We start from the raw sequence: 22,694 nt of genomic DNA, 5'->3' as shown, positions 1-22,694 counted from the left end.
GCTCCTCGCCTTCAGATGAGCTTCTGGCCGACCAGGTACTCGGCGATCCTGGAACCGCCGTCACCCGAGTCCTCGACGCGCTGACCGGCGCTGCGCGGCGGCTTGGGAGCCGCCTCCAGCACCTGCGACCACGCGGCGCCGAGGCCGACCTCGCCCGCGTCCAGCCCGAGGTCCGCCACCGTCAGCGTCGTCACGGGCTTCTTCTTCGCCGCCATGATGCCCTTGAAGGAGGGGTAGCGCGGCTCGTTGATCTTCTCGTTCACGCTGACCACGGCGGGCAGGTTCGCCTCCAGGAAGGCCAGGCCCTCGTCGGTCTCCCGCTCCGCGGTGATGACGCCGCCCTCGACGGACAGCTTGCGGACCTGGGTGACCTGCGGCAGGCCCAGCAGCTCGGCCAGGATGGCGGGCACCGCGCCCGCGCGGCCGTCGGTCGCCTCGTTGCCCGCGATCACCAGGTCGAAGCCCTCGACCGTGGCGACGGCCTTGGCCAGCACCTTGGCGGTGGTCAGCGCGTCGGACCCGTGCAGGGCCCCGTCGCTGACGTGGATCGCCTTGTCCGCGCCCATGGACAGCGCCTTGCGGATGGCGTCGGTGGCGCGGTCGGGACCCATCGCGATGACGGTCACCTCGCCGCCGTGCGCCTCCTGGAGCAGCAGCGCCTCCTCGACCGCCCGCTCGTTGATCTCGTCGAGCACGGCGTCCGCGGACTCTCGGTCGAGGGTGTGGTCGGCGTCGGAGAGCCTGCGCTCGGACCAGGTGTCGGGCACCTGCTTGACCAGGACGACAATGTTCATGGGTCCTCTTCGACCTCCTGCGGACGGGCGGCGAGTCATCGGGCGGCGTGGTGGCCTGCGACCGGTCGCCGGGTGTTCCAGTGTGAATCGTGACCCTGCCATGTCAGCACGGCAATGGCATGGTGGTGTCTGCCACCCGAATGTTACCCGCGAGTAGCAGGGGTGCAAGCAGCAGCTAGCACCCATAGCGCGTGACGATCCCCACAAGCGTTATAAGGCCATTGGAATGACATCGTGCGTGCCCTTGGCAGCGTTACGAACCGGGTCGCCGCTCGGCTAGGGTCCGGACACATGCCCAGATCCGACACACGCAGACCGGCCGGGCGCGTAGCGGTCGTCACCGACTCCACCGCGTGCCTGCCGGCGCAGCTGGCCGAGAAGCTCGGGGTCACCGTCGTGCAGCTCCAGGTCCGCATCGGGGACCGGGTCGACGACGAGGCCCGCGTGCCGCTGGCGGAGCTGGGCGAGGCCATGCGCGACCAGCTCGACGTCGCCACCGCGCCGCCCGACCCCGGCGCGTTCTTCTGGTCCTACGCCGACCTGGCGACCTCGGGCGTGCGGGCGATCGTGTCGCTGCACGTGTCCACCGCGCTGTCGCGGACCGCGGAGGCGGCCCGCGAGGCCGCGGCGCAGGCGCGGGTGCCGGTGCACGTCGTGGACACGCGGACGTGCGGCATGAGCCTCGGGTACGCGGTCGTGGCGGCGGCGACGGCCGCGGCGGTCGGCGCCGACGTGGACCGCGTGCTCGCCGCCGCGCGGCGCAGCGCCGACCGCAGCTCGGAGCTGATCTACGTGGACACCCTGGAGTACCTGCGGCGCGGCGGGCGGATCGGCGCGGCGGCGGCGCTGCTGGGGTCCGCGCTGTCGATGAAGCCGCTGCTGACCGTGGCGGACGGGCGGATCGCGCCGCTGGAGAAGGTGCTCGGCGGGGAGCGCGCCCTGCGCAAGATGATCGACATCGCGGTGCGGCGGGCCGGCGGCGGCCAGGTGGACATCGCCGTCGAGCACTTCGGCGCGCCGGAGCGGGCCCGGTCGGTGCTCGACCAGCTGCGGTCCAGGCTGCCCGACGTCCGGCGGTTCCTGGTCACCCAGGTCAGCTCGGCCGTCGGCGCGCACCTCGGTCCGGGGGCGGTCGGGGTGACCGTTTCGCCGGTTTAGGAACTCCGGGTGGGGTTTGCTCGTTGCCCTGGTGGGGAAAGGAGAGAGCATGGCATCGCTGTTGAGCAGGATCACCGCCTTCGCCCGCAGCCCCCAGGGCCGGCGGGTCACCGAGCAGCTCAAGCACGCCGCCCGGGACCCCCGCAACAAGGTCAAGGCCCAGCAGCTCCTGCGGAAGTTCCGCAAGCGCTGAGCGCGGTCGGCGCCGCCGCCTAGCCGTCCCGGAACCCGGTCGTCCCGGAGGAGCGCGGCAGGCGGTGGCCCGGACCACCTGCTCCCGACCACGGGACCGGCGGCGCCGGGTCGGACTCCTCCTCGACCGGCGGGTCCGCCCGCTCCCCGGGCTCCGGCAGCACCGAGAGCACCGGCGGCGACCCGGTCTCCGGGTGCGCGGGCAGCACCGACAGCGCCGGTGACGACCCGTCCGGCGCCCCCGACCCGGCCACCGCCGACTCCGGCACCGCCGGCAGCACCCGCAGCGGCGGCTCGGCGTCCGCTCCCGGCGGCGCGGGCGCCCCGTCGACCGGCGCCGGCGGCACGGGCGCGGGTTCGACAGGCGCTTCGGACTCCCGTCGCGCCGGCGGCTCCGCCGCGGGCGCCCCGCACCCCTCGACCCCGGCGTGCGCGTCGGCGGTCAACCGGACTTCGTCCTCCCGCTCCTGCCCGGCGCGGTCGTCCTCGCCGGCCGCAGTCTCCTCGCCGTCCCCGGCGTCCGGGGACGGCACCAGCGTCAGCGCCGGCCGCACCTGCTCGGCGGGCGGGGCCGACAGCGGCAGGCCCACCACCGGGTTGCGGTGGATCGGCTTGGTCGCGTAGTCCTCCGGCGGCCAGCGCAGGTCCAGCCTCGGCGGCTCGGGCCGCTCGGCGACCGGTTCCGGCTCCGGCGGCTCCGGCTCGCGCCGGAGCATGCACGCCGTCAGCACGCAACCCGCCGCGAAGGACAGGGCGCACAGCCCGAACACGAACGCGACCGCACCTGACATGACGCTCCTACCCGACGAGCACGTCGACGTGCGGCCCGCCCGCGGACGGCGGACCCCACACCGGGTCGACCGCGACCCGCGTGCTGATGGCCTCTTCCGGCACGCCCCGCGCGACCAGGGACCGCTTCACCAGCTCGGCGCGCCGCGCGGCCGGCGGGACGCCGCGGCGGTCCGCCGCCTCCCCGTCCCACGCGTGCGCGACGAGCGCGACCGGGGCGCCGGGCGCGCCGCGCAGCAGGACCGCCAGCTCCCGGAGGACCTCCGCGCAGCGCCCGGCGCAGTCCGCGCCGCCCGGCGCGAACTCGACGCCGGCGGTCCCGTGGCGGGCGAACAGCTCCGCGACCTGCCGCCGGACCGACTCCGGCGACCGCGCGGCCGACGCCGGGGACGCGGTGCCGGCCAGCGGCTCCTCGGTGGGCCGCACCGGCACCGGCCGCCGGGTCGGGTGCGCGACGCGCAGGCCGGCCGACGTGGACGCCGACCGGATCGACAGCACACCGCTCAGCTCGTCGCCGTAGACCGAGAAGCCGAACGCGGTCATCGCCGCGGGCACCACGACCGTGCCCACGACCAGCGGCGCGATCGGCAGCCCCGCGCGGATCAAGCGCCGACCCTTTCCCCGTCCGCCACGCCCGGCCCCTCCGCCGCCCGCGCCGCGGTGGGCGCGGGCGCCACGACCGCCGCGTCCGTCGACTGCTGCTGCGGGATCGGGCCCGGCATCCGGTCCTGCGCCGCCGCCAGCACCGAGCGCGCGGCGGCGAGCTGGTCGGCGACGGTCCGGCGCAGCTCGTCCAGCTGCGCGGCCTCCTGCTGGATCTCCGCTATCCGCCGCCGCGCCTCCCGGCAGGCCAGCTCCAGCAGGAAGCCGCCGCGCGCCTTGGCGAGCTGCTCCTGCTCGGCGAACTGCTGGTCGGCCTCCTTGCGCCGCCTGGTCATCGTCAGCTCGAAGAAGTTGTTCGCCTTGACCCGCTTGGCCTCGGACTCGGACTCCAGCTGCGCGCACCGCTCGCCCGCCTCGCGCAGCAGGCGGTCGGCGTCCTCCCGGGCCTGCGCCAGGGCCGCCGCGCACTGCTGCTCGACCTCCTCGGTCCGGGCCTGGAGGTGGGCCTCGCCCTCGACGCGCCGGCGGTCCAGGTCGACCTCGAACCGGCCCAGCTCGGCGGCCCGCTGGGCGGCGGCCTCCCGCTGCCGCGCCGCCTCCTCCTCGGCGGCGGCGCGCAGCGCGGCGATCTCCTCCTCGGCCCGCTTGCGCTGCTCGGCCAGCTCCACCCCGGTGCGCTGCCGCAGCGCCTCCGCGTCGCGCTCGGCGCGCAGCCGCACCTCGGCGGACTCGTCCTCGGCGAGCAGCAGCATCCGGTGCAGGCGCTCGGTCGCGCCGGCCGTGGTGTTGGGCGACATCTCCAGCCGCTCCACCCTGGCCCGCGCCTCCTCCAGGTCGAGTCTGGTCATCTCCAGCAGCTTGCGCAGGTCGGCCGCCTGCGCCAACGCCTCGGCACGGTCCACGCTGGTGAAGCGCAGCTGCTCCTCCAGGCTCTCGATGTGCTCGATCACCTGTCGGCGGTGGAAACCGCGGTACACGACGTCGAAATCCGCGTGCAGCGGAACAATCTCCGGCTCTTTCGCACTCATGGCCGCCCCACTCGTTCGAAGATTGACCGAGGATACCCAGCGTGAGAGGGCTGAACCAGCGTCGGAGAGGCCCGGCGGCCCGCCGTGCCACCGGCCGGCCCAAGCCGCCTGTCTGCGCAAACAACAGAATAGTAGATCAACGGGACAAGTGCCCACGTCACTCGATAGTGTCATTCTCCAGGAAAGGGGTTAGTACGCGGGAATGCGTGCCGCACCGGGCTTCCGGTAATCACCGCCGACAAAGTTCACACGAAACAGTGACACCCGATGCGGCAGGCGATGGCTACCCGCGAGTAACGGACAACTACCCTGATCGCGTGACCGTCGAGCCGCTGCCCCTGACCGGTGAGCGCACCGTGCCCGGGATCGCCGTCGAGAACTACTGGTTCCGCCGCCACGAGGCGGCCTACCTCGACCTCGTGCACCACTGCGCGGGCGCGGTGGTGCTGGAGGCCGGCTGCGGCGAGGGCTACGGCGCGGCCCTGATCGCCCGCAGCGCCGCGCGGGTGGTCGCCCTGGACTACGACGAGGCGACCGCCGCCCACGCGGCGCGGGCCTACCCGGGGCTGGCCGTGCTGCGCGGCAACCTGGCGGCGCTGCCGCTGCGCGCGGCGAGCGTCGACGTGGTGGCCAACCTGCAGGTCATCGAGCACCTGTGGGACCAGGAGGGCTTCCTCGCCGAGTGCGCGCGGGTCCTGCGGCCCGGCGGGCGGCTGCTGGTGACCACGCCCAACCGGATCACCTTCTCCCCCGGCCGGGACACCCCGCTCAACCCGTTCCACACCCGGGAGCTGTCCGCCGCCGAGCTGGTCGGGCTGCTCACGGGCGCCGGGCTGGCGGTGGAGCGGCTCGCCGGGCTGCGGCACGGCCCCCGGCTGCGCGAGCTGGACGCGCGCTTCGGCGGTTCGGTCATCGACGCCCAGGTGGCGGTCGCGGTCGGCGGCGGGCCGTGGCCGCCCGACCTGCTGGCGGCGGTCGGCGGCGTGCGCAGCGCGGACTTCGAGCTGTCCCCCGACGACCTGGACGCGTCGCTGGACCTGGTGGCCGTGGCGGTCCGCGCATGACCGAGGGCACGTTCTGCCTGGTGCTGCACAGCCACCTGCCGTGGCTGGCGCACCACGGCGCCTGGCCGGTCGGCGAGGAATGGCTGTACCAGGCGTGGGCGCACTCCTACCTGCCGGTGGTGGACCTGCTGGAGCGGTTCGCCGCCGAGGGCCGCGAGGACGTGCTGACGCTGGGCGTGACGCCGGTCCTGGCCGCGCAGCTGGACGACCCGTACTGCCTGCGCGGCCTGCACGACTGGCTGGGCGACTGGCAGCTGCGGGCGCACGGCGCGAGCCCCCGGCTGCCCGACCTGGCCGCCCGCGAGCACCGCGCGTCGCGGTGGGCGCTGGAGCGGTTCGAGGCCCGCTGGCGGCACGGCTTCTCCCCGCTGCTGCGGCCCCTGGTGGACGGCCGGGTCGTCGAGCTGCTGGGCGGACCGGCGGCGCACCCGTTCCAGCCGCTGCTGGACCCGGCGGTGCGGGCGTTCTCGCTGCGCACCGGCCTGGCCGACACCCGGCTCCGGGTCGGCCGCGCGCCGGAGGGCATCTGGGCGCCCGAGTGCGCCTACGCGCCGGGCCTGGAGCAGGGGTACGCGGCGGCCGGCGTGCGGCGGTTCCTGGTCGACGGGCCGTCGCTGCGCGGCGACACGGCGGCGGCCCGCCCGGTGGGCGGGTCGGACGTGCTGTGCTTCGGGCGCGACCTGGAGGTGACCTACCGGGTCTGGTCGCCGAGGGTCGGCTACCCCGGCGACCCGGCCTACCGCGACTTCCACACCTACGACCACCCGAGCGGGCTCAAGCCGTCCCGGGTCACCGGGGTCCACGTCGCGCCGCAGGACAAGAAGCCCTACGACCCGCTCGCGGCGGCGGCGGCCGTGCGGCGCCACGCCGCCGACTTCGTGGACACGGTGGTGGGCCGGCTGCGGGCGCTGCGCGAGCGGCACGGCCGGCCGTCGCTGGTCGTCGCCGCGTACGACACCGAGCTGTACGGGCACTGGTGGCACGAGGGGCCCGCGTGGCTGGAGGCGGTGCTGCGGGCGCTGCCGGCCGCCGGGGTCGGCGTGACGACCCTGCGCGGCGCGGTGGAGGCCGGGCACGTGGGCGACCCGGTGGAGATCCACCCGTCGTCGTGGGGCGCGGGCAAGGACTGGCACGTGTGGAACGGCCCGCAGGTCGCCGACCTGGTGGACCTCAACGCGGGCGTGCAGCGCGAGCTGCTCGGCCTGGACCTGTCCGGCGCGACCCGCGACCCGGTCGCCGACCAGGCCGTGCGCGAGGCGCTGCTGGCGCTGTCCAGCGACTGGGCGTTCATGGTCACCAAGGACTCCGCCGCCGACTACGCCCGCTACCGCGCCAAGGCGCACGCCGACCGCTTCGCCGAGCTGGCCGCCCTGCTGCGGCGCGGGCGGGGCCGCGCGCGGGCCGCCGAGCTGCGCCGGGTCGACGGGCCGTTCGGCCACCTCGACGCGCGGGGGCTCGCCTGATGGCCCGGGAGCCGACGCGCCCCTCGACGCGTTCGGCGGCCGGACCGGGCCGGTCGACCCGCGCCCGCACGACCGGGTGGGACCCCGACCGGCCGGCGGCGTCGGCCGGTCAGACCGGCCCGGCCCGCCTCCCGCGCGCCCGGCGGCCTACGGCGAACCCGATCGCGAGCAGCGCGGCGCGGAGCAGCACCCCGTGCACCGGGGTCGGCGTGGTGGCTCCCCCTCCGGTTGATCGCAGGGCACCGAGGAAATGCGAGGATGCGGCGTGCGCGTGCTGATGCTGTCGTGGGAGTACCCGCCGGTCGTCGTGGGCGGGCTGGGCCGGCACGTGCACGCGCTGGCCACCCGGTTGGCCGCGCTGGGGCACGAGGTCGTCGTGCTGTGCCGGCAGCCGGCCGGGACCGACGCCGTCACCCACCCCGCGTCCGACGCGGTGGTGGAGGGCGTGCGGCTGGTGCGGGTGGCCGAGGACCCGCCGCACCTGGTGTTCGAGCGCGACCTCGTGGCGTGGACGCTGGCGATGGGCCACGCGATGACCCGCGCCGGGCTGGCCCTGCTGCGCGGGTGGCGGCCGGACGTGGTGCACGCGCACGACTGGCTCGTGGCGCACCCGTCGATCGCGCTGGCCGAGGCCGCGGGCGCGCCGCTGGTGGCGACGGTGCACGCGACCGAGGCCGGGCGGCACGGCGGGTGGCTGTCGCAGCCGCTCAACCGGCAGGTGCACTCGGTGGAGTGGTGGCTGGCCAACCGGGCGGACGCGCTGATCACCTGCTCGGCGGCGATGCGCGCCGAGGCGGCCCACCTGTTCGAGGTCGACCCGGCCGGGATCACCGTGCTGCACAACGGCATCGAGCCGCGGCGGTGGCGGGTGCGCCCGGCCGACGTCGCCGCCGCCCGCGCGGCGCACTCGCCCGACGGCGCGCCGCTGCTGCTGTTCTTCGGGCGGCTGGAGTGGGAGAAGGGCGTGCAGGACCTGATCGCGGCCCTGCCCCGCATCCGCCGCGCGCACCGGGGCGCCCGCCTGGTGGTGGCCGGTGGCGGCACGCACGCGGGGTGGCTGGAGGAGCAGGCCCGCAAGCACCGGGTGCGGCGGGCGGTGCGGTTCGCCGGCCACCTGCCCGACCGCGACCTGGCGGCGCTGCTGGCGGCGGCGGACGCGGTGGTGCTGCCCAGCCGCTACGAGCCGTTCGGGATCGTGGCGCTGGAGGCCGCCGCCGCCGGGGCGCCGCTGGTGGCCTCCACCGCCGGGGGGCTCGGCGAGGTCGTGGTGGACGGCGTGACCGGCCTGTCCTTCGCGCCGGGCGACGTCGAGGCCCTGTCGTCGGCGGTGCGCTCGGTGCTGGACGACCGCCCCTCGGCGGCCCGCCGCGCCCGGGCCGCCAAGGCCCGCCTGGCCACCGACTTCGACTGGTCCGGGATCGCCGCGGGCACCGCCGACCTCTACCGCCGCGCCACCCGCCGCGACCACGCCCCGCTGGGCCGCCCCAAGATCGCCACCGGCAACGCCTTCCTCTGACCCGCGCGGCCCGCCGCCCGCACCGGCCCGACCCGCGGCTCGACCCGCACCGGCCCGACCCGACTGGCGCGGCGCGGAGCGCCGGACGGGCGCGGCGGGTCCCACCCGCGGCGGTCGGCGTCGCAGGGGCCGCGGGAGGGCGCCGGTATCACCCGGCCGGGCACCCTCCGATCGGGTGGGGGCACCGCCGGCGCCGCGCCGGTCCCGGCGGATCAGCCCTGCCCGTCCGGGCCGCCCTGCCGCGACCGCTCCAACGCCTCGCGCGCCTTGCGCGCCATGTCGGCGACCGCCGCGCGGCGCACCGCGTCCGCCTCGTAGTCCTCCCGCCGGTCCTTGACGACCCGCGCCGGGATGCCCACCGCGACCTTGAAGTCCGGCACGTCGCCGCGCACCACGGCGTGCGCGCCCAGCACGCAGCCCCGGCCCACCCGCGTGCCGCGCGTGACGGTGACCTTCGTGCCCAGCCAGCAGTCCGGCCCGATCCGCACCGGGGACTTCACGATGCCCTGGTCCTTGATCGGCAGGTTCACGTCGGCCGTCACGTGGTCGAAGTCGCAGATGTAGACCCAGTCCGCGATCAGGGTCGCCGCGCCGATCTCGACGTCGAGGTAGCAGTTCACCGTGTTGTCCTTGCCGAACACCGCCTTGTCGCCGATGCGCAGCGAGCCCTCGTGGCAGCGGATGGCGTTGCCGTCGCCGATGTGCACCCACCGCCCGATCTCCAGCCGCCCGTACCCCGGCCGGCAGTGCAGCTCGACCTTCCGGCCCAGGAACACCATGCCGCGCAGCACGACGTGCGGGTTGGCCAGGCGGAACCGCAGCAGCCGCCAGTACCGCACCAGGTACCACGGCGTGTACGCGCGGTGGCGCAGGACCCACTTCAGGGACGCCGCGGTGAGGAACCGCGCCTGCGCCGGATCGCGTCGCGCCCGGCGCCACCGGGTCCACACGGGGGCGCCCCACATGCTCGTCACGCGGGCACTCTAACCAGCACCCCGCCCGGCGCCGCGACGAACCCGTGGCGCAGGTGGAGGGCCGTGGCGGGGGCGTTGCCCGGCTCCACCCGCAGCGGGATCGGCTCGACCTCGTCCCCCGGCGACCACGCCCGCGCCCGGGCCGGCCGACGAGGCGACCAGGCCGTGCCCCGCCGCGAGCACCGCCGCCGGCGCGGTGCGGCAGGATCGACGGACGTGACCACCCCCCTCATCATCGACACCGACCCCGGCGTGGACGACGCCTTCGCCCTCGCCCTCGCCGCGGCCAGCCCCGAGGTGGACCTGATCGGCGTCACGACCGTGTTCGGCAACGTGTCGCCGCAGCTCACCACGCGCAACGCGCTGCGGGTGCTGGCCCTGGTGGGCAGGGAGGACGTCCCGGTCGCGGCGGGCGCCGCCCGACCGCTGGTGCACCCCCAGCCGCACGTGTCGTCCGCGCACGGCTCGGACGGGCTGTCCGGGTTCGCCGACACCCTGCCGGAGCCCTCGCGCGGCCCGGACGCGCGCGACGCCGTGACCCTGCTCAAGGACCTGCTGGAAGCCTCACCGCGGCCGGTGACGATCGCGCCGATCGGGCCGCTGACCAACATCGCGCTGCTGCTGGCCGCGCACCCCGGCCTGACCGCGAAGATCGAGCGGCTGGTCGTCATGGGCGGCGGCGTGCGGGGCGGCAACACCACGGCCACCGCCGAGTTCAACCTGTGGTGCGACCCGGAGGCGGCGCGGCGGGTGCTGGTCGACGCCGGGGTGCCGGTCACCCTGGTGCCGCTGGACCTGACCCGGCGGTGCGCGGTGGACACGGCGTGGCTGGCGCGGCTGGCGGCCTCCTCCGGGATCGGCGCGAAGCTGGTCGGCCTGACGCCGGACTACCTCGCCACCTACCGCCGGGTCCTCGGCTGGGACGGGCTGGTCGTGCACGACGCCGTCGCCGTGGCCGAGGCGATCCGGCCCGGCGTCCTGGCGACCCGGCGGTTCCCGGTCGACGTGGAGTGCGCGTTCGGGCCCGGCCGGGGCGCGCTGCTGGTGGACGAGCGGCTGGAGGCGCCCGGCGGCGGCGTCGACATCGCGGTGGACACCGACTTCGACGGCCTGCGCGCGTTCCTGCTGGAGCGGCTAGGTGCGCTCGGCGTGCGCCAGTAGGTAGGTCGGCGTGCGGCCGATCCTGGTCAGCACGGCCGTCGCCGCGGCGCCGCCGGCGAGCCTGAGCCGGCGGCGCAGGGCGTTCGGGTCCACGTCCAGGCCGCGCACCAGGATCTCCAGGCTGCCGACGTCGTGGGCCCGCAGCACCGACCGCAGCGCCTTCTCGGTGTAGTGGCCGTGCTCGACCACCCGGAACGCCCGGACGCCCGGCGGCGGGGTGGGCCCGGTCAGGTAGGCGATCCGCTCGTCGAGCTGCGCCAGGCCGTGCCGGGCCGCGTAGTGGCGCACCAGGCCGGCCCGCACCACCGCGCCGTCCGGGTCGACCAGCCACTCGGCGGGCGGGGTGACCGGGCAGTCGTCGGGCTCGGCGTCGGTGATCGTCCACCGCGACCCGTCGCCGCGCAGCACCGACGCCCGCCGGGACACGCCCGGGGTCGCCAGGCCGCCGGTCCACAGGCAAGCCTCGCGCACCTGGCCGTCGAGGGAGACCAGTTCGACCTCGTCCGCCCAGGGCGCGACCGCGAAGTCGACGCCCGGCGCGCACTTCACGGCCAGGTCGCGGCCGGCGTAGGCGGCGGCCAGCGCGTCCAGCGGCGGCGCGAAGTCCGCGGGCCGCCAGGTGCGCCGGCCGGTCGCGTCGCGCCGCGCCGGGTCGGCGACCACCGGGACGTCCCGCGAGACCGGGCGCAGCGCGTCGGCCCGCAGCACGGCGCGGGAACCGCGCAGGTTGTGCCGGGCCATCGCCAGCCGCACCGGGTCCAGGTCGGAGCCGAACGAGCCCTCCGGCAGCGCGGCGAGGTCCGCGCCGATCGAGCAGGTCACGTCGTGGGCGACGCGGCCCGCGAACCGCTCGGCGCGGTGCCGCGCCACCGGCCGCGGCGTGGCCTGCTGCACCGCGTCGTCGGTGAACAGGCCGTCGGCGAAGTCCACCTTGGCCGCCGCCCGGCGGCGCAGCAGCAGGGTCTCCAGCACCGCCGCGAAGCGGTCCGGCGCGACGGCGCGCGCCCGCGCCACGTCGGCCAGCCGGGAGGCCGGGGTCAGCGGCAGGTCCGCCAGCGCCGACAGCGCGGCGCACCCCGCGGCGGAACGCAGGTACGCCACGTCGTCGAGGCTGAACTCGTACCCCATTCAGGCGACCGGCTTGGCGCCCGTCACGGAGACGTTGTAGAAGACCTCGCGCGGCAGCAGCTTCGCGAGCACCTTCTCGTCCACCCAGGACAGCCGCTGCCAGGTCCGGTAGGCGAACATCGCCCACCCGAAGCCCAGCTTCTCCCTGGGCACGGCCGCCTCGAACGTGCGCACCGGCCACCCGAACAGCGCCGCGGACAGCTCCTCGGTCACCGCCCGCACCCCGGTCGCCCCGGCCGCCCGCGCGGTGCGCTCCAGGCCCGACGGGTCGAACGTGTGCAGGTCCACCACGGCCTCCAGGGCCGCCGCCCGGGAGGACTCGTCCAGCTCCGCCTGCGGTCGGCGCCACCCGGTGAGCGGTTCGAGCTTCGTGACGGTGGTGGTCAGCCACCAGGTCAGCTGCCCGAGCTTGCGGGCGTAGAAGTTGCCGATGTCGGTGGGGTCGCCCGCGAACACGAACCGGCCGCCGGGCTTGAGCACCCGCAGCACCTCGCGCAGCGCCGCCTCGACGTCCGGGATGTGGTGCAGCACCGCGTGGCCGACGACCAGGTCGAACGTGTCGTCGTCGTAGGGGATGCGCTCGGCGTCGGCGACGCGGCCGTCCACCGGCAGCCCCAGCCCGTCGGCGTTGCGCAGCGCCACCTCGACCATGCCGGGCGACAGGTCGGTGACCGAGCCCTTGCGGACCACGCCGCCCTGCATCAGGTTGAGCAGGAAGAACCCCGTGCCGCAGCCCAGTTCGAGCGCGTGCTCGTAGGGGCCCGTGCCGCCCGCCACCGCCCGGAACCGGTCGGTGGCGTAGGTGATGCAGCGCTCGTCGTAGGAGATCGACCACTTCTCGTCGTACGTGCCGGCTTCCCAGTCGTGGTAGAGCACGTTGGCGAGCTTCGGGTCCGCGTAGGCCGCCCGCACCTCCTCGGCCGTGGCGTGCGGGTTGGGCTTCGGGTCAGCGACCACTGAACTCCGCCTTCCCCGGGCCGTTGGCCAGGAAGGAGGCCATGCCCGCCTTCTGGTCCTCGGTGGCGAACATCGCCGCGAACAGCTGGCTCTCCAGCTTCAGGCCGCTGCCCAGGTCGGTGTCCAGGCCGCCGTCGATCGCGGCCTTCGCGGCGGCGTAGGCGCGCACCGGGCCGTTGACGAACTGCCCGGCCCAGCGGCGGGCCGCGTCGAGGACGTCGTCCGGCGCGACGACCTCGTCCACCATCCCGATCCGCAGCGCCTCCTCGGCGCCGACGAACCGGCCGGTGTAGATGATGTCCTTGGCCCGCGACGGGCCGATCAGGCGCGGCAGCCGCTGGGTGCCGCCCATGCCGGGGATGACGCCGAGCAGGACCTCCGGCTGGCCGACCTTGGCGTTGTCGCCCGCGATCCGCCGGTCCGCGCACAGCGCCAGCTCGAACCCGCCGCCCAGGGCGTAGCCGGTGATCGCGGCCACCGTCGGCTTCGGGATCTCCTCGACCGCGCGCAGCGCCGACTGGAACGACCCGGCGCGGGCCGCCATCTCGGCGTAGGACAGCTCGGCCATCTCCTTGATGTCCGCGCCGGCCGCGAACACCTTCGGGCCGCCGTGGACGATCACCGAGTAGACGTCGTCGCGCCGCGCCGCCTCCTGCGCCGCCGCCCGGATCTCCTCCTGGACCTGCCTGTTCAGCGCGTTCATCGGCGGGCGGTCCAGCCGGATGGTCCCGATGCCGCCCTCGACGTCGAGCCTCACGAACTCAGCCACAAGTCCTCCGTGTCCAATGGCCGCGACTCCGTCGCGGCGGGCTCGGCCGCCTGTAGTCGGCAGGTCGAGCCTGATCCCGCTCCGATCGGGCCTTCGGCTCGGTCGGAGCGGGATGAGGCTCGACCTGCCGACGCGGCCTCGCGTGGTGGTCCCGGGAGCACGTTACCTCTGGGTAGCTCCCCTGGGCGCCTGGTGGGTCGGGGTGCCGATCCTGTCGGGTGAGGGTGGTACGCGCGGACGGAAGGGGATCGGAGTCAGTCGTGGGAGGGCTTGCGGCGGGCGAAGTAGCGGTCGCCGGAGCGTTGCAGCTCCAGGTGCTGGCCGAACGTCTTGGACAGGTTCTCCTCGGTCAGCACGTCGTCGAGCAGGCCCTGCGCCACGACCGCGCCCTCGCGCAGCAGCAGCACGTGCGTGAACCCCGGCGGGATCTCCTCGACGTGGTGGGTGACCAGCACGGAGGCCGGCGCGTCCGGGTCCATCGCCAGGTCGGACAGCCGCGCCACCAGGTCCTCCCGGCCGCCCAGGTCCAGGCCCGCCGCGGGCTCGTCGAGCAGCAGCAGCTCCGGGTCGGTCATCAGCGCCCGCGCGATCAGCACGCGCTTGCGCTCGCCCTCGGACAGGGTGCCGAAGGCCCGGTCGGCCAGGTGCTCGGCGCCCAGCTGCAGCAGCAGCTCCCGGGCGCGGCCGGTGTCCAGCCGGTCGTACTCCTCGCGCCACCGGCCCAGCACCGCGTACCCGGCGCTGACCACCACGTCGACCACCTTCTCGTCGGCCGGGACGCGGCCGGCCAGCGCCGCCGAGCACAGGCCGATGCGGGGGCGCAGCTCGAAGACGTCGGTCCTGCCGACGCGCTCGCCCAGCAGCCGCAGCAGGCCCCTGGTGGGGTGCAGTTCCGCCGCGGCGAGCCGCAGCAGCGTCGTCTTGCCCGCGCCGTTGGGCCCGAGCACGACCCACCGCTCGTCCAGCTCGACGTCCCAGTCGACGTCCCCGACCAGCGTGGTCCCGCCCCGTCGAACCGAAACACCCTGCATGTGGATGACCAGATCTTCGTTTTCCACGCCTGCCCTCGCCCCGTCGACGCCTCGCCGCCCCCATTCTCGTGCAACGCCCGACGCGCGGGGGCGGCAGGTCTCCCATCCCCAACCCGGCGGCGGATCCTGGGAAGATCCCCGGTATGGCTGTGGACTCCTCCCCGCTCGCCGGCAGGCCCTTCCCCCTCGGGGCGCACCCCGAGGCCGGTGGTGTGCGCTTCGCGGTCTCCGCCGCGCCCGCCGACGCGGTCGAGGTGTGCCTGATCAGCGAAGACGGCTCGGAGGAGCGGGTCGAGCTGACCGAGCGCACCTTCGGCGTCTGGCACGGCACGGTGGCCGGGATCACACCGGGCCAGCGGTACGGGTACCGCGTGCACGGGCCCTACGACCCGGCGCGCGGGCTGCGGTGCAACCCGGCCAAGCTGCTGGTGGACCCCTATGCGAGGCAGATCACGGGCGGGCTGTCGGACCTGGGCGCGGCACTGGGCTACGTCGACGACCCGATGCTGGGCCCGCCGTCGCCGGTCGACTCGCTGGGCAGCGTGCCGCTGTCGGTGGTGACCTCGCCGGGCGGCCCGGACACCGGCGTCAAGCCCGACGTGCCGTTCCAGGAGGCGGTGGTCTACGAGCTGCACGTCCGGGGCTTCACCCGGCAGCACCCCGACGTGCCGCCGCACCTGCGCGGCACCTACCTGGGGCTGGCGCACCCGGCGGTGATCGAGCACCTGACGCGGCTGGGCGTGACGTCGGTCGAGCTGCTGCCGGTGCACGCGTTCGTCGACGAGCCCGCGCTGATCCGGGGCGGGCGGCACAACTACTGGGGCTACTCGCCGCTGAACTACTTCGCGCCGCACCCCGGCTACGCCGCCGAGCCGGGGCGGGAGGTGGAGGAGTTCCGGACGATGGTCGCCGCGCTGCACGCCGCGGGCATCGAGGTGCTGCTCGACGTGGTGTTCAACCACACCTGCGAGGGCGGCCCGGAGGGGCCCACGCTGTCCTACCGGGGCCTCGACGCGCCGGGGTACTACCTGCACATCGAGGGCGGCGGCACGCTGGACATCACCGGCTGCGGCAACACCCTGGAGGCCGGGTCGCCGCTGGTCGTGCGGCTGGTGGCGGACTCGCTGCGGTACTGGGCGACGGAGCTGGGCGTGGACGGGTTCCGGTTCGACCTGGCGTCCACGCTCGGGCGGCCCGGCGGCGGGCGGTTCGACCGGGCCTCGGCGATGCTGACGGCGATCACGTCGGACCCGGTGCTGTCCCGGTGCAAGCTGATCGCCGAGCCGTGGGACGCCACCGGCGACGGGTACCGGGTCGGCGACTTCGGGGTGCAGTGGGCGGAGTGGAACGGCCGCTACCGCGACACCGTCCGGGACTTCTGGCGCGGGCACACCGGCGTGCGCGACCTGGCCTACCGGCTCTCGGGCTCCTCCGACCTGTACGCCGACGACCTGCGCCGGCCGTGGCAGTCGATCAACTTCGTGACCGCCCACGACGGGTTCACCCTGCGGGACCTGGTGTCCTACAACGACAAGCACAACGAGGCCAACGGCGAGGACAACCGGGACGGCACCAACGACAACCGGTCGTGGAACTGCGGCGCCGAGGGCGAGACCACCGACCCGGAGGTGCTGGCGCTGCGCCGGCGGCAGGCGCGCAACCTGCTGGCCACGCTGCTGCTGTCCACCGGGACGCCGATGCTGACCGCGGGCGACGAGCTGTGGCGCACCCAGCGGGGCAACAACAACGCCTACTGCCTGGACGACGAGACCTCGTGGGTGGGGTGGCAGCTCTCCGGCGACGGCGAGTCGATGCTCGCGTTCGCCCGGCGCGTCATCGCCGTGCGGGCGGGCAGCCCCGCGCTGCGGCAGCCGGAGTTCTTCGACGGGCGCACCACGCCGTCCGGCGCGCCGGACCTCGTGTGGTTCCGCGCGGACGGCGAGGAAATGGCGGAAACCGACTGGTTCGACGAGGGTCGGCGATTCCTGGGAATGTGGATCGACGGTTCCACGTCGTTGTCGCGGACCCGCGAGGGCGAACTGGTCTCGGACGACTCGTGGTTGTTGCTGCTGCACTCGGGCGCGACCGCGCTCCCGGTCACCCTGCCGGGTCCGGATTACGGGTCGCGATTCGAACCGGTGATCGACTCGACCACCGCGGACGGCGCGCCGGCGAAAGCGGGAGCCCTGTTCCCCGGCCGGGTGGTGACCCTGCCGGCGCGCTCCCTGCTGCTGCTGCGCAGCCCCGAGTCGGCGGCCTCGGGCTGAGCACCGCGGGCTCCGACCGGCTCGGTGACCGAGGCGATCCTAGCTGGTGGGAGCACGGGCGGAGGGGTTGCGGCCGTGCCACCATGCGGTTGTGGCCCAACCCCTGTTCACGTGGTGCGACCGCACGGTCGACCTGCTCCTGGTGGCGTCGTGCGGGTGTAGCCCGACGCGACGGAGTGGTTGATCGCGACAGCGGCGTGGAATCGCCGCTGGAATTCCCGCACCGTCGCGTCTCGGCAGCTACCCCGCACTTCTCCGCCGTAGCCGTCTGGAGCGACCATGACTTCCGCCCTTGTCCGTGCCGACCTGCACCCGGCGCTCGACGTGCCGTTGTTGCACGACCTCATCCACCCGTCCCGCGAGTTGTGGACCCCGCGGGAATTGCGCGAGCTGACCTCGTTCGTGGCCGGTGAGCTGACCACCGCCCTGCTGTCGGTCCTGGAATTCGACCCGGGGCGCCGGTGGTGGGCCCGGCTCGGGCTCACCGAGGGCGTCGAGCTGTGGCTGCTGTCGTGGCTGCCCGGCCAGGGCACCGAGCCGCACGACCACGGCGGGGCCGCCGGGTCCTTCGCGGTGCTGACCGGGGAGCTGACCGAGCACTACCGCTACCCCGGCGGGCCCGTGCGCACCGCGGTGCGCGACGTCGGGTCGGCGGTCGGCTTCGGCGCCGGCCGCGCGCACCGGGTGGTCAACCGGGGCGCCGCGCCCGCGTCGAGCGTGCACGCCTACTCGCCGCCGCTGGTGCCCACCCGCGAGTACGCCGACCTGGCCGACATCCCGGCCGGGATCCCCCCGCTGCCCGCGCTGCGGCTGCCGCTGGAGCGGTTGCGGGAGCTGGCCGACCAGGAGGGCCCGTGAGCGCCGAGGAGCTGCTGGCGCGGGCGCGGCGGGGGCTGCGCCGGGTCACGCCGCAGGAGCTGGCCGCGCTGCCCGGCGCGCTGGTCGTCGACATCCGGCCGCACCACGACCGGCTCGCCGAGGGCGAGGTCCCCGGCTCCGTGCCGGTCGAGCGGATCGTGCTGGAGTGGCGGCTCGACCCGCGCGGCGCGCACCGGATGCCGGGCTTCGACGCGGGCACCACCGTCGTCGTGCTGTGCAACGAGGGGTACGCGTCCAGCCTCGCCGCCCGCGACCTCCAGCGGGTCGGGCTGCCGCGCGCGACGGACCTCGTCGGCGGGTTCCGGGCCTACGCGGCGGCGGGCCTGCCGGTGCGGGCGGGCGCCACCCCGGCGATCACCTGACGGGCCGGCCGCACGCCGGCGGTCCCCGACGGGCCGGTCGGCGGGCGGGGCGCCCTGGGAATCCCGGCGGGGCGCTCCGGGCGGGCGGCGACCCCCGACGAGCCCGCCCCGCCGGGTCGGGCGTCCCCGCCCGACCCGGCGGCCCCGGGCTCAGCCCGGCTGGGTCGTCCCCTGCTCGACGGCCAGCGTGCAGGCGCGCTCCGCGTCGGCCGGCCGCACCGAGGAGCCCTCCAGGGTGATCCGGCACAGGAGGCTGTTGCCCATCTGCCCCAGGCCGCAGCCCAGGGCGTGGGTGTGCGCCACCTCGTAGCCGGAGGCTTTCAGGAAGTCGTGGCAGTCCAGCACGTCGGCGTGCGCGGGAGCGGCGGCGAGCAACGGGAGCGCGGCAGCGGCGAAGGTCGCCCCGGCCAGGGCGAAGGCGCGGGCGGTGCGAACAACCACGGTTTTCCTCCTCGGGGTAGTCGGACACACGTCGCCCAGTTACTCGCGCCGGAACCGGGCCCACTACCCGGCTCCCGCGATAACCCGCCGACGGGCGACAGAGATCACCCGTCCGGGACGGCCCCGGTTCCCGCGGCCCATCGGGAACCGGCGGCCCGCCGGCGACGTCTCCTGCCTTGTGCTCTGGAAGGTGCTGACGGCGCTGGTCGTGGTCGTCGTCGTGGTGCGGGAACCGGGTTCGTGGGCGGTCGGCCTGGCCGGCGCGGCGTGCGGCGCCCTGGTCTGCCTGGCGTCGGTGCAGGTCGGGCTGGTCCTCGGCGCGCTGGTGTGCCGGGTCCGGGTCTCGCTGGTGGTGATCGGCGTCGGCGGCGAGGTGCGCGCCTGGGACCGGCCGCACCGCCGCGTGGTGCTGCGGGCCCTGCCGCTGCTGCTGTCGGTCGGCCTGACTTCGGTCCGCGCGCCGGTCCGGCGGCGGCTGTGGCTGACCTCGCTCGTCGCGGTCCTGGCGACCGCGGCGGTGGTGGGCCTGTGCTGGGCGCTGGCCGGCGCGACGCCGTTCGGCGGGGGCTTCGCCGTCGCCGGGTCGGCCGTGCTGCTGCACGGGCTGCTGCCCCGGCGCGGCGCGGGCGGGACGTCACCGGGTTGGTTCCTGTTCCGGCTGCCCCGCCTGACCGGGCGCGCGGCGGCCGAGCTGGCGGCCACCCCGATGGTCAACGAGGTCTCCGACGCGCTGTCCGCCGGCGACGTGGACCGGGCCGAGCGGATCGCGGACCGCCTGGTGGCGGAGCACCCGACCCTGCTGGTGGCGATCGGCTCGCGGATCGCCGTGCTGACCGTGCGCACCCGCTACGCCGAGGCGCTGCGCCTGGTCAGCGGCCTGGTCGGGCGCGGCGACCTCGACCAGCGCGACATGGCCTTCGTGCTGGCGGAGATGGCCAGCTCCACGGCCAACGCCATGGAGGCCGGGCAGCTGCCCCTCGACGTGGGGCTGGGCGCGGCCAGGCGCGCCTCGGAGGGCGCGGCGCAGCTCGGCTACCCGCGGCACCGCAGCACCGGCACGCTGGCCCAGCTCGCCCTGCTGGAGCGCGACACCGACCTGGCCATCGACCTGGCGACCCGGGCGACGGGCAGCAGCGAGAGCGCGCTGGGCCGCGCCGACGCCCTGGCTACCCTCGCGCGGGCGCAGATGGCGGCCGGGGACAACGCGGCGGCCCGCCGGTCCCTCGCCGAGGCCGACGCCCTGGCCGGCTGGCTGCCCCGGGTGGCCGAGACCAGGGCCCGCCTCGACATCGCCTGAGGCGACGCGGACCGGGCGACGCGGACCGGGCGGCCCGCGCCCCCTTCCCGGGCCGATCCCGTCCCGGGACGGCTCCCCCGGGCCGCACCCCGGGCGGGGGCGCGGCCCGGGGCGGGTCAGCCGGCGAGCACGACGCGGCCGAGTTCGGCCGGCGACGCGAGCAGGTCGTGCCGCGGCAGCACGCGGACCGTGTAGCCCACCGCGCCGGCGTGCGGGAGCGGCACCTCGACCTCGTAGTTGCCGTTGCCGACGTACCGCATGGTGTGCGTGACCACGTCGTACAGCTCGTCGGAGTCGCCGACCTTGCCCAGCACCACCTGCACCTCGACCTCGGAGGGCTCCAGCCCGGCCGGCTCGACGCGCGCCCGCACCCCCACCGGCGCGCCCAGCAGCGGCGCGGTCGAGCCGTTCACGGTCAGCTCGGAGTCCAGGACGCGGATCCGGGTCCACGACGCGCGCAGGCGCTGCCGGTAGGCCGCCAGCTCCTTCGCGCCCCGGTAGCCCTCGCCGACCACCGACGCGGCCGAGGACGCGGCGGGCGCGTAGAGGTTCTCCACGTACTCCCGCACCATCCGCGAGGCTTGCACCGCGGGGCCGAGCGTGGCCAGCGTGTGGCGGACCATCGCCAGCCAGCGGGTCGGCACGCCGTCGTCGGAGCGGTCGTAGAACAGCGGCGCCACCTGGCCGCCCAGCAGCTCGTAGAGCGCCGCGGCCTCCAGGTCGTCGCGCCGGGTCGGGTCGGTGACGCCGTCGGCGGTCGGGATCGCCCAGCCGTTGCTGCCGTCGTGCAGCTCGTCCCACCAGCCGTCCCGGATGGACAGGTTCAGGCCGCCGTTGAGCGCCGACTTCATGCCGGACGTGCCGCACGCCTCCAGCGGGCGCATCGGGTTGTTCAGCCACACGTCGCAGCCCCAGTACAGGTAGCGGGCCATCGACATGTCGTAGTCGGGCAGGAACACGATCCGGTGCCGCACGCCCGCGTCGTCGGCGAACCGCACGATCTGCTGGATCAGCGCCTTGCCGCCGTCGTCGGCCGGGTGCGACTTGCCCGCCACCACCAGCTGCACCGGGCGCTCCGGGTGCAGCAGCAGGGCGCGCAGGCGCTCCGGGTCGCGCAGCATCAGGGTGAGCCGCTTGTAGGTCGGCACGCGGCGGGCGAAGCCGACGGTCAGCACGTCGGGGTCGAACACCGAGTCGGTCCAGCCCAGTTCGAGGGCCGACGCGCCGCGCTGGAGCCAGGACAGGCGGGTGCGGCGGCGGACCTCGTCGACGAGCTTGCGCCGCAGGTCGTTGCGCAGCTGCCAGAGCCGCTGGTCGGTGACCGGCTCGACGCCGCCCGCGCCCGGGTCGTCCGGCTCGCCGAGCAGCCCGCTCATCTCGGTGGCCGCCCAGGTCGGGCCGTGCACGCCGTTGGTGACCGAGCCGATCGGCACCTCGGTGACGTCGAAGCCCGGCCACAGGCCGCGGAACATGTCCCGGCTGACCTCGCCGTGCAGCCGGGACACGCCGTTGGCGCGCTGGGCGAGCCGCAGGCCCATGTGGGCCATGTTGAACAGGCCGGGGTTCTCCTCCGCGCCGAGCGCCAGGACGCGCTGCGTGCTCACGCCCGGCAGCAGCGCCTCGGAGCCGAAGTAGTGCTGCACGAGGTCGACGGGGAACCGGTCGATGCCCGCCGGGACCGGGGTGTGGGTGGTGAACACCGTGCCCGCGCGGACCGCCGCGAGGGCCTGGTCGAAGTCGAGGCCCTCGCCGGTCACCAGCTCGCGGATCCGTTCGAGGCCGAGGAAGCCCGCGTGTCCCTCGTTGGTGTGAAAGACCTCGGGCCTGGGATGCCCGGTGAGGTCACAGAACGTGCGCACCGCCCGGACACCACCGATCCCCGCCAGGATCTCCTGCCGGATGCGGTGGTCCTGGTCGCCGCCGTAGAGCCGGTCGGTGACGCCGCGCAGGTCCTCGTCGTTCTCCTCGACGTCGGAGTCGAGCAGCAGCAGCGGGATGCGGCCGACCTGGGCCTTCCAGACCTTGGCGCGCAGCACCCGGTCGCCGGGCATGGCCACGTGCACCAGGATCGGCGCGCCGGAGGGCTCGGTGAGCAGCTCCAGCGGCAGGCCGCGCGGGTCGAGCACCGGGTAGTGCTCGATCTGCCAGCCGTCCAGCGACAGGGCCTGGCGGAAGTAGCCCGAGCGGTAGAGCAGGCCGACCGCGATCAGCGGGACGCCCAGGTCCGAGGCCGCCTTGAGGTGGTCGCCGGCGAGCACGCCGAGCCCGCCGGAGTAGTTGGGCAGGGCCTCGGTGACGCCGAACTCCATCGAGAAGTAGGCGACCGCGCCGGGCAGCGGGCTCGCGCCCTGCTCGCCGCGCTCGCGGCGCTGCCGCACCTCGTCCTGCCGCCGCTGGAACCACCGGGGGCCGGTGGTGTAGTGGTCCAGGTCGTCCGCGAGGGCGCGGGTGTGGGCGAGGAACCCCTCGTCGCGCGCGAGGGCGTCCAACCGCTCCGGGGCAACCGTGGACAGCAGCCGCAGCGGGTCGCCGCCGGCGGCCCACAGGCCGGGGTCGACCGAGGCGAACAGGTCCTGTGTCGGCTGGTGCCAGGTCCAGCGCAGGTTGGTGGCGAGGGTGCCCAGCGCGGACAGCGGCTCGGGCAGGCTGGCTCGGACGGTGAACCGGCGGAGTGCTCGCATGGCGTCGGACCCTATCCCCCATCCAGCGGTGCCGGGCAACGGTCGTCCGGACCGATGCAGGGACCGATCCAGCCTCACCAGCGTGGATGGCCCCGTGCGTGTTCTTTCGTACACAGCCGGCGATCGTTACCGCAACGCGC

At 75.4% G+C, this 22,694-nt stretch carries 22 protein-coding genes; 10 read left to right on the top strand and 12 right to left on the bottom strand.

All coding sequences use genetic code 11. The annotated features are described in order from the left end of the window. Positions 1-11: 11 nt before the first annotated feature. Positions 12-794, bottom strand: coding sequence for an electron transfer flavoprotein subunit beta/FixA family protein (locus JOE68_RS20485; protein ID WP_204843910.1), 783 nt, complete (start codon positions 792-794; stop codon positions 12-14). Between the two features lie 291 nt (positions 795-1,085). On the opposite strand from JOE68_RS20485, the gene JOE68_RS20480 reads away from it, so the two are divergent. Together JOE68_RS20480 and JOE68_RS20475 are read left to right on the top strand one after the other, a co-directional pair. Further along, the gene (locus tag JOE68_RS20480) at positions 1,086-1,952 is read left to right on the top strand and encodes a DegV family protein (protein WP_204843909.1); all 867 of its coding nucleotides are present in this window, start codon (positions 1,086-1,088) and stop codon (positions 1,950-1,952) included. Between the two features lie 49 nt (positions 1,953-2,001). Beyond that, the gene (locus JOE68_RS20475; RefSeq protein ID WP_204843908.1) at positions 2,002-2,145 is read left to right on the top strand and encodes a hypothetical protein; all 144 of its coding nucleotides are present in this window, start codon (positions 2,002-2,004) and stop codon (positions 2,143-2,145) included. Positions 2,146-2,164: 19 nt separating this feature from the next. Here JOE68_RS20475 and JOE68_RS20470 read toward each other — a convergent pair whose 3' ends face one another. The 3 genes from JOE68_RS20470 to JOE68_RS20460 are packed head-to-tail and all read right to left on the bottom strand — an operon-like array spanning position 2,165 to position 4,564. Then, positions 2,165-2,935 (bottom strand): hypothetical protein, encoded by a 771-nt coding sequence (locus tag JOE68_RS20470; RefSeq protein ID WP_204843907.1) that lies wholly within the window; start codon positions 2,933-2,935, stop codon positions 2,165-2,167. A 7-nt stretch (positions 2,936-2,942) separates the two neighbouring features. After that, the gene (locus JOE68_RS20465; protein ID WP_204843906.1) at positions 2,943-3,539 is read right to left on the bottom strand and encodes an OmpA family protein; all 597 of its coding nucleotides are present in this window, start codon (positions 3,537-3,539) and stop codon (positions 2,943-2,945) included. Beyond that, positions 3,536-4,564: a coiled-coil domain-containing protein gene (locus JOE68_RS20460; protein WP_204843905.1), complete on the bottom strand. Its 1,029-nt coding sequence runs from the start codon at positions 4,562-4,564 to the stop codon at positions 3,536-3,538. The genes JOE68_RS20465 and JOE68_RS20460 overlap by 4 nt, the downstream gene beginning before the upstream one ends. Positions 4,565-4,881: 317 nt before the next feature. Here JOE68_RS20460 and JOE68_RS20455 point away from each other — a divergent pair, with 317 nt between their 5' ends. From JOE68_RS20455 to JOE68_RS20445, 3 genes are all read left to right on the top strand, one after another. After that, positions 4,882-5,628: a class I SAM-dependent methyltransferase gene (locus tag JOE68_RS20455; RefSeq protein WP_204843904.1), complete on the top strand. Its 747-nt coding sequence runs from the start codon at positions 4,882-4,884 to the stop codon at positions 5,626-5,628. Continuing rightward, positions 5,625-7,091 (top strand): 1,4-alpha-glucan branching protein domain-containing protein, encoded by a 1,467-nt coding sequence (locus JOE68_RS20450; RefSeq protein WP_204843903.1) that lies wholly within the window; start codon positions 5,625-5,627, stop codon positions 7,089-7,091. Before JOE68_RS20455 ends, JOE68_RS20450 begins: the two co-directional genes overlap by 4 nt. A gap of 265 nt (positions 7,092-7,356) precedes the next feature. Beyond that, complete coding sequence (locus JOE68_RS20445) at positions 7,357-8,607, top strand: glycosyltransferase family 4 protein (protein WP_204843902.1); 1,251 nt, start codon at positions 7,357-7,359, stop codon at positions 8,605-8,607. A gap of 212 nt (positions 8,608-8,819) precedes the next feature. Here the strand turns inward: JOE68_RS20445 and JOE68_RS20440 are convergent, their stop codons facing one another. Both JOE68_RS20440 and JOE68_RS20435 read right to left on the bottom strand, forming a co-directional pair. Continuing rightward, positions 8,820-9,581, bottom strand: coding sequence for an acyltransferase (locus tag JOE68_RS20440; RefSeq protein WP_204843901.1), 762 nt, complete (start codon positions 9,579-9,581; stop codon positions 8,820-8,822). Beyond that, on the bottom strand, positions 9,578-9,805 hold the full coding sequence (locus tag JOE68_RS20435) for a hypothetical protein (RefSeq protein ID WP_204843900.1): 228 nt from the start codon (positions 9,803-9,805) through the stop codon (positions 9,578-9,580). The genes JOE68_RS20440 and JOE68_RS20435 overlap by 4 nt, the downstream gene beginning before the upstream one ends. Between JOE68_RS20435 and JOE68_RS20430 the strand changes: the two genes are divergently transcribed. After that, positions 9,798-10,742, top strand: coding sequence for a nucleoside hydrolase (locus JOE68_RS20430; protein WP_204843899.1), 945 nt, complete (start codon positions 9,798-9,800; stop codon positions 10,740-10,742). The genes JOE68_RS20435 and JOE68_RS20430 overlap by 8 nt on opposite strands. Here the strand turns inward: JOE68_RS20430 and JOE68_RS20425 are convergent. The 4 genes from JOE68_RS20425 to JOE68_RS20410 all read right to left on the bottom strand — a co-directional run bounded on the left by JOE68_RS20425 (position 10,716) and on the right by JOE68_RS20410 (position 14,627). Beyond that, positions 10,716-11,870: a THUMP-like domain-containing protein gene (locus JOE68_RS20425; RefSeq protein WP_204843898.1), complete on the bottom strand. Its 1,155-nt coding sequence runs from the start codon at positions 11,868-11,870 to the stop codon at positions 10,716-10,718. The two genes, JOE68_RS20430 and JOE68_RS20425, sit on opposite strands and share 27 nt — an antisense overlap. Next, positions 11,871-12,827: a class I SAM-dependent methyltransferase gene (locus JOE68_RS20420; protein WP_204843897.1), complete on the bottom strand. Its 957-nt coding sequence runs from the start codon at positions 12,825-12,827 to the stop codon at positions 11,871-11,873. Then, complete coding sequence (locus tag JOE68_RS20415) at positions 12,817-13,596, bottom strand: enoyl-CoA hydratase/isomerase family protein (RefSeq protein ID WP_204843896.1); 780 nt, start codon at positions 13,594-13,596, stop codon at positions 12,817-12,819. Before JOE68_RS20415 ends, JOE68_RS20420 begins: the two co-directional genes overlap by 11 nt. Before the next feature lie 254 nt (positions 13,597-13,850). Next, the gene (locus tag JOE68_RS20410; protein ID WP_204846201.1) at positions 13,851-14,627 is read right to left on the bottom strand and encodes an ABC transporter ATP-binding protein; all 777 of its coding nucleotides are present in this window, start codon (positions 14,625-14,627) and stop codon (positions 13,851-13,853) included. 143 nt (positions 14,628-14,770) lie between these two features. Between JOE68_RS20410 and glgX the strand changes: the two genes are divergently transcribed. From glgX to JOE68_RS20395, 3 genes are all read left to right on the top strand, one after another. After that, positions 14,771-16,894, top strand: a complete 2,124-nt coding sequence (gene glgX / locus JOE68_RS20405) for a glycogen debranching protein GlgX (protein ID WP_204843895.1) — start codon at positions 14,771-14,773, stop codon at positions 16,892-16,894. 279 nt (positions 16,895-17,173) lie between these two features. Beyond that, positions 17,174-17,752 (top strand): cysteine dioxygenase, encoded by a 579-nt coding sequence (locus JOE68_RS20400; RefSeq protein ID WP_204843894.1) that lies wholly within the window; start codon positions 17,174-17,176, stop codon positions 17,750-17,752. Continuing rightward, positions 17,749-18,135 carry a rhodanese-like domain-containing protein gene (locus JOE68_RS20395; protein WP_204843893.1) on the top strand — a complete coding sequence of 129 codons (387 nt, stop codon included), beginning with the start codon at positions 17,749-17,751 and terminating at the stop codon, positions 18,133-18,135. The genes JOE68_RS20400 and JOE68_RS20395 overlap by 4 nt, the downstream gene beginning before the upstream one ends. Before the next feature lie 150 nt (positions 18,136-18,285). Here JOE68_RS20395 and JOE68_RS20390 read toward each other — a convergent pair whose 3' ends face one another. After that, on the bottom strand, positions 18,286-18,576 hold the full coding sequence (locus JOE68_RS20390) for a hypothetical protein (protein WP_204843892.1): 291 nt from the start codon (positions 18,574-18,576) through the stop codon (positions 18,286-18,288). 190 nt (positions 18,577-18,766) lie between these two features. Between JOE68_RS20390 and JOE68_RS20385 the strand changes: the two genes are divergently transcribed. After that, positions 18,767-19,873 (top strand): tetratricopeptide repeat protein, encoded by a 1,107-nt coding sequence (locus JOE68_RS20385; protein WP_307819780.1) that lies wholly within the window; start codon positions 18,767-18,769, stop codon positions 19,871-19,873. Positions 19,874-19,989: 116 nt separating this feature from the next. On the opposite strand, the gene glgP is transcribed toward JOE68_RS20385, so the two are convergent. Next, the gene (gene glgP, locus JOE68_RS20380; RefSeq protein WP_204843890.1) at positions 19,990-22,554 is read right to left on the bottom strand and encodes an alpha-glucan family phosphorylase; all 2,565 of its coding nucleotides are present in this window, start codon (positions 22,552-22,554) and stop codon (positions 19,990-19,992) included. Positions 22,555-22,694 lie beyond the last annotated feature (140 nt).

The sequence above is a fragment of the Saccharothrix algeriensis genome (assembly GCF_016907655.1).
Classification (GTDB): domain Bacteria; phylum Actinomycetota; class Actinomycetes; order Mycobacteriales; family Pseudonocardiaceae; genus Actinosynnema; species Actinosynnema algeriense.
The sequence above is the reverse complement of the archived record's forward strand: the minus strand, read 5'-3'. Positions and strand labels throughout refer to the sequence as shown.

What these genes read in the sequence shown, in the direction of transcription:
- JOE68_RS20470 (WP_204843907.1), bottom strand. Translation starts at nt 2,935, where the DNA reads ATGTCAGGTGCGGTCGCGTTCGTGTTCGGGCTGTGCGCCCTGTCCTTC.
- JOE68_RS20475 (WP_204843908.1), top strand. Translation starts at nt 2,002, where the DNA reads ATGGCATCGCTGTTGAGCAGGATCACCGCCTTCGCCCGCAGCCCCCAG.
- JOE68_RS20425 (WP_204843898.1), bottom strand. Translation starts at nt 11,870, where the DNA reads ATGGGGTACGAGTTCAGCCTCGACGACGTGGCGTACCTGCGTTCCGCC.
- JOE68_RS20480 (WP_204843909.1), top strand. Translation starts at nt 1,086, where the DNA reads ATGCCCAGATCCGACACACGCAGACCGGCCGGGCGCGTAGCGGTCGTC.
- JOE68_RS20485 (WP_204843910.1), bottom strand. Translation starts at nt 794, where the DNA reads ATGAACATTGTCGTCCTGGTCAAGCAGGTGCCCGACACCTGGTCCGAG.
- JOE68_RS20460 (WP_204843905.1), bottom strand. Translation starts at nt 4,564, where the DNA reads ATGAGTGCGAAAGAGCCGGAGATTGTTCCGCTGCACGCGGATTTCGAC.
- JOE68_RS20450 (WP_204843903.1), top strand. Translation starts at nt 5,625, where the DNA reads ATGACCGAGGGCACGTTCTGCCTGGTGCTGCACAGCCACCTGCCGTGG.
- glgX (WP_204843895.1), top strand. Translation starts at nt 14,771, where the DNA reads ATGGCTGTGGACTCCTCCCCGCTCGCCGGCAGGCCCTTCCCCCTCGGG.
- JOE68_RS20400 (WP_204843894.1), top strand. Translation starts at nt 17,174, where the DNA reads ATGACTTCCGCCCTTGTCCGTGCCGACCTGCACCCGGCGCTCGACGTG.
- JOE68_RS20410 (WP_204846201.1), bottom strand. Translation starts at nt 14,627, where the DNA reads ATGCAGGGTGTTTCGGTTCGACGGGGCGGGACCACGCTGGTCGGGGAC.
- glgP (WP_204843890.1), bottom strand. Translation starts at nt 22,554, where the DNA reads ATGCGAGCACTCCGCCGGTTCACCGTCCGAGCCAGCCTGCCCGAGCCG.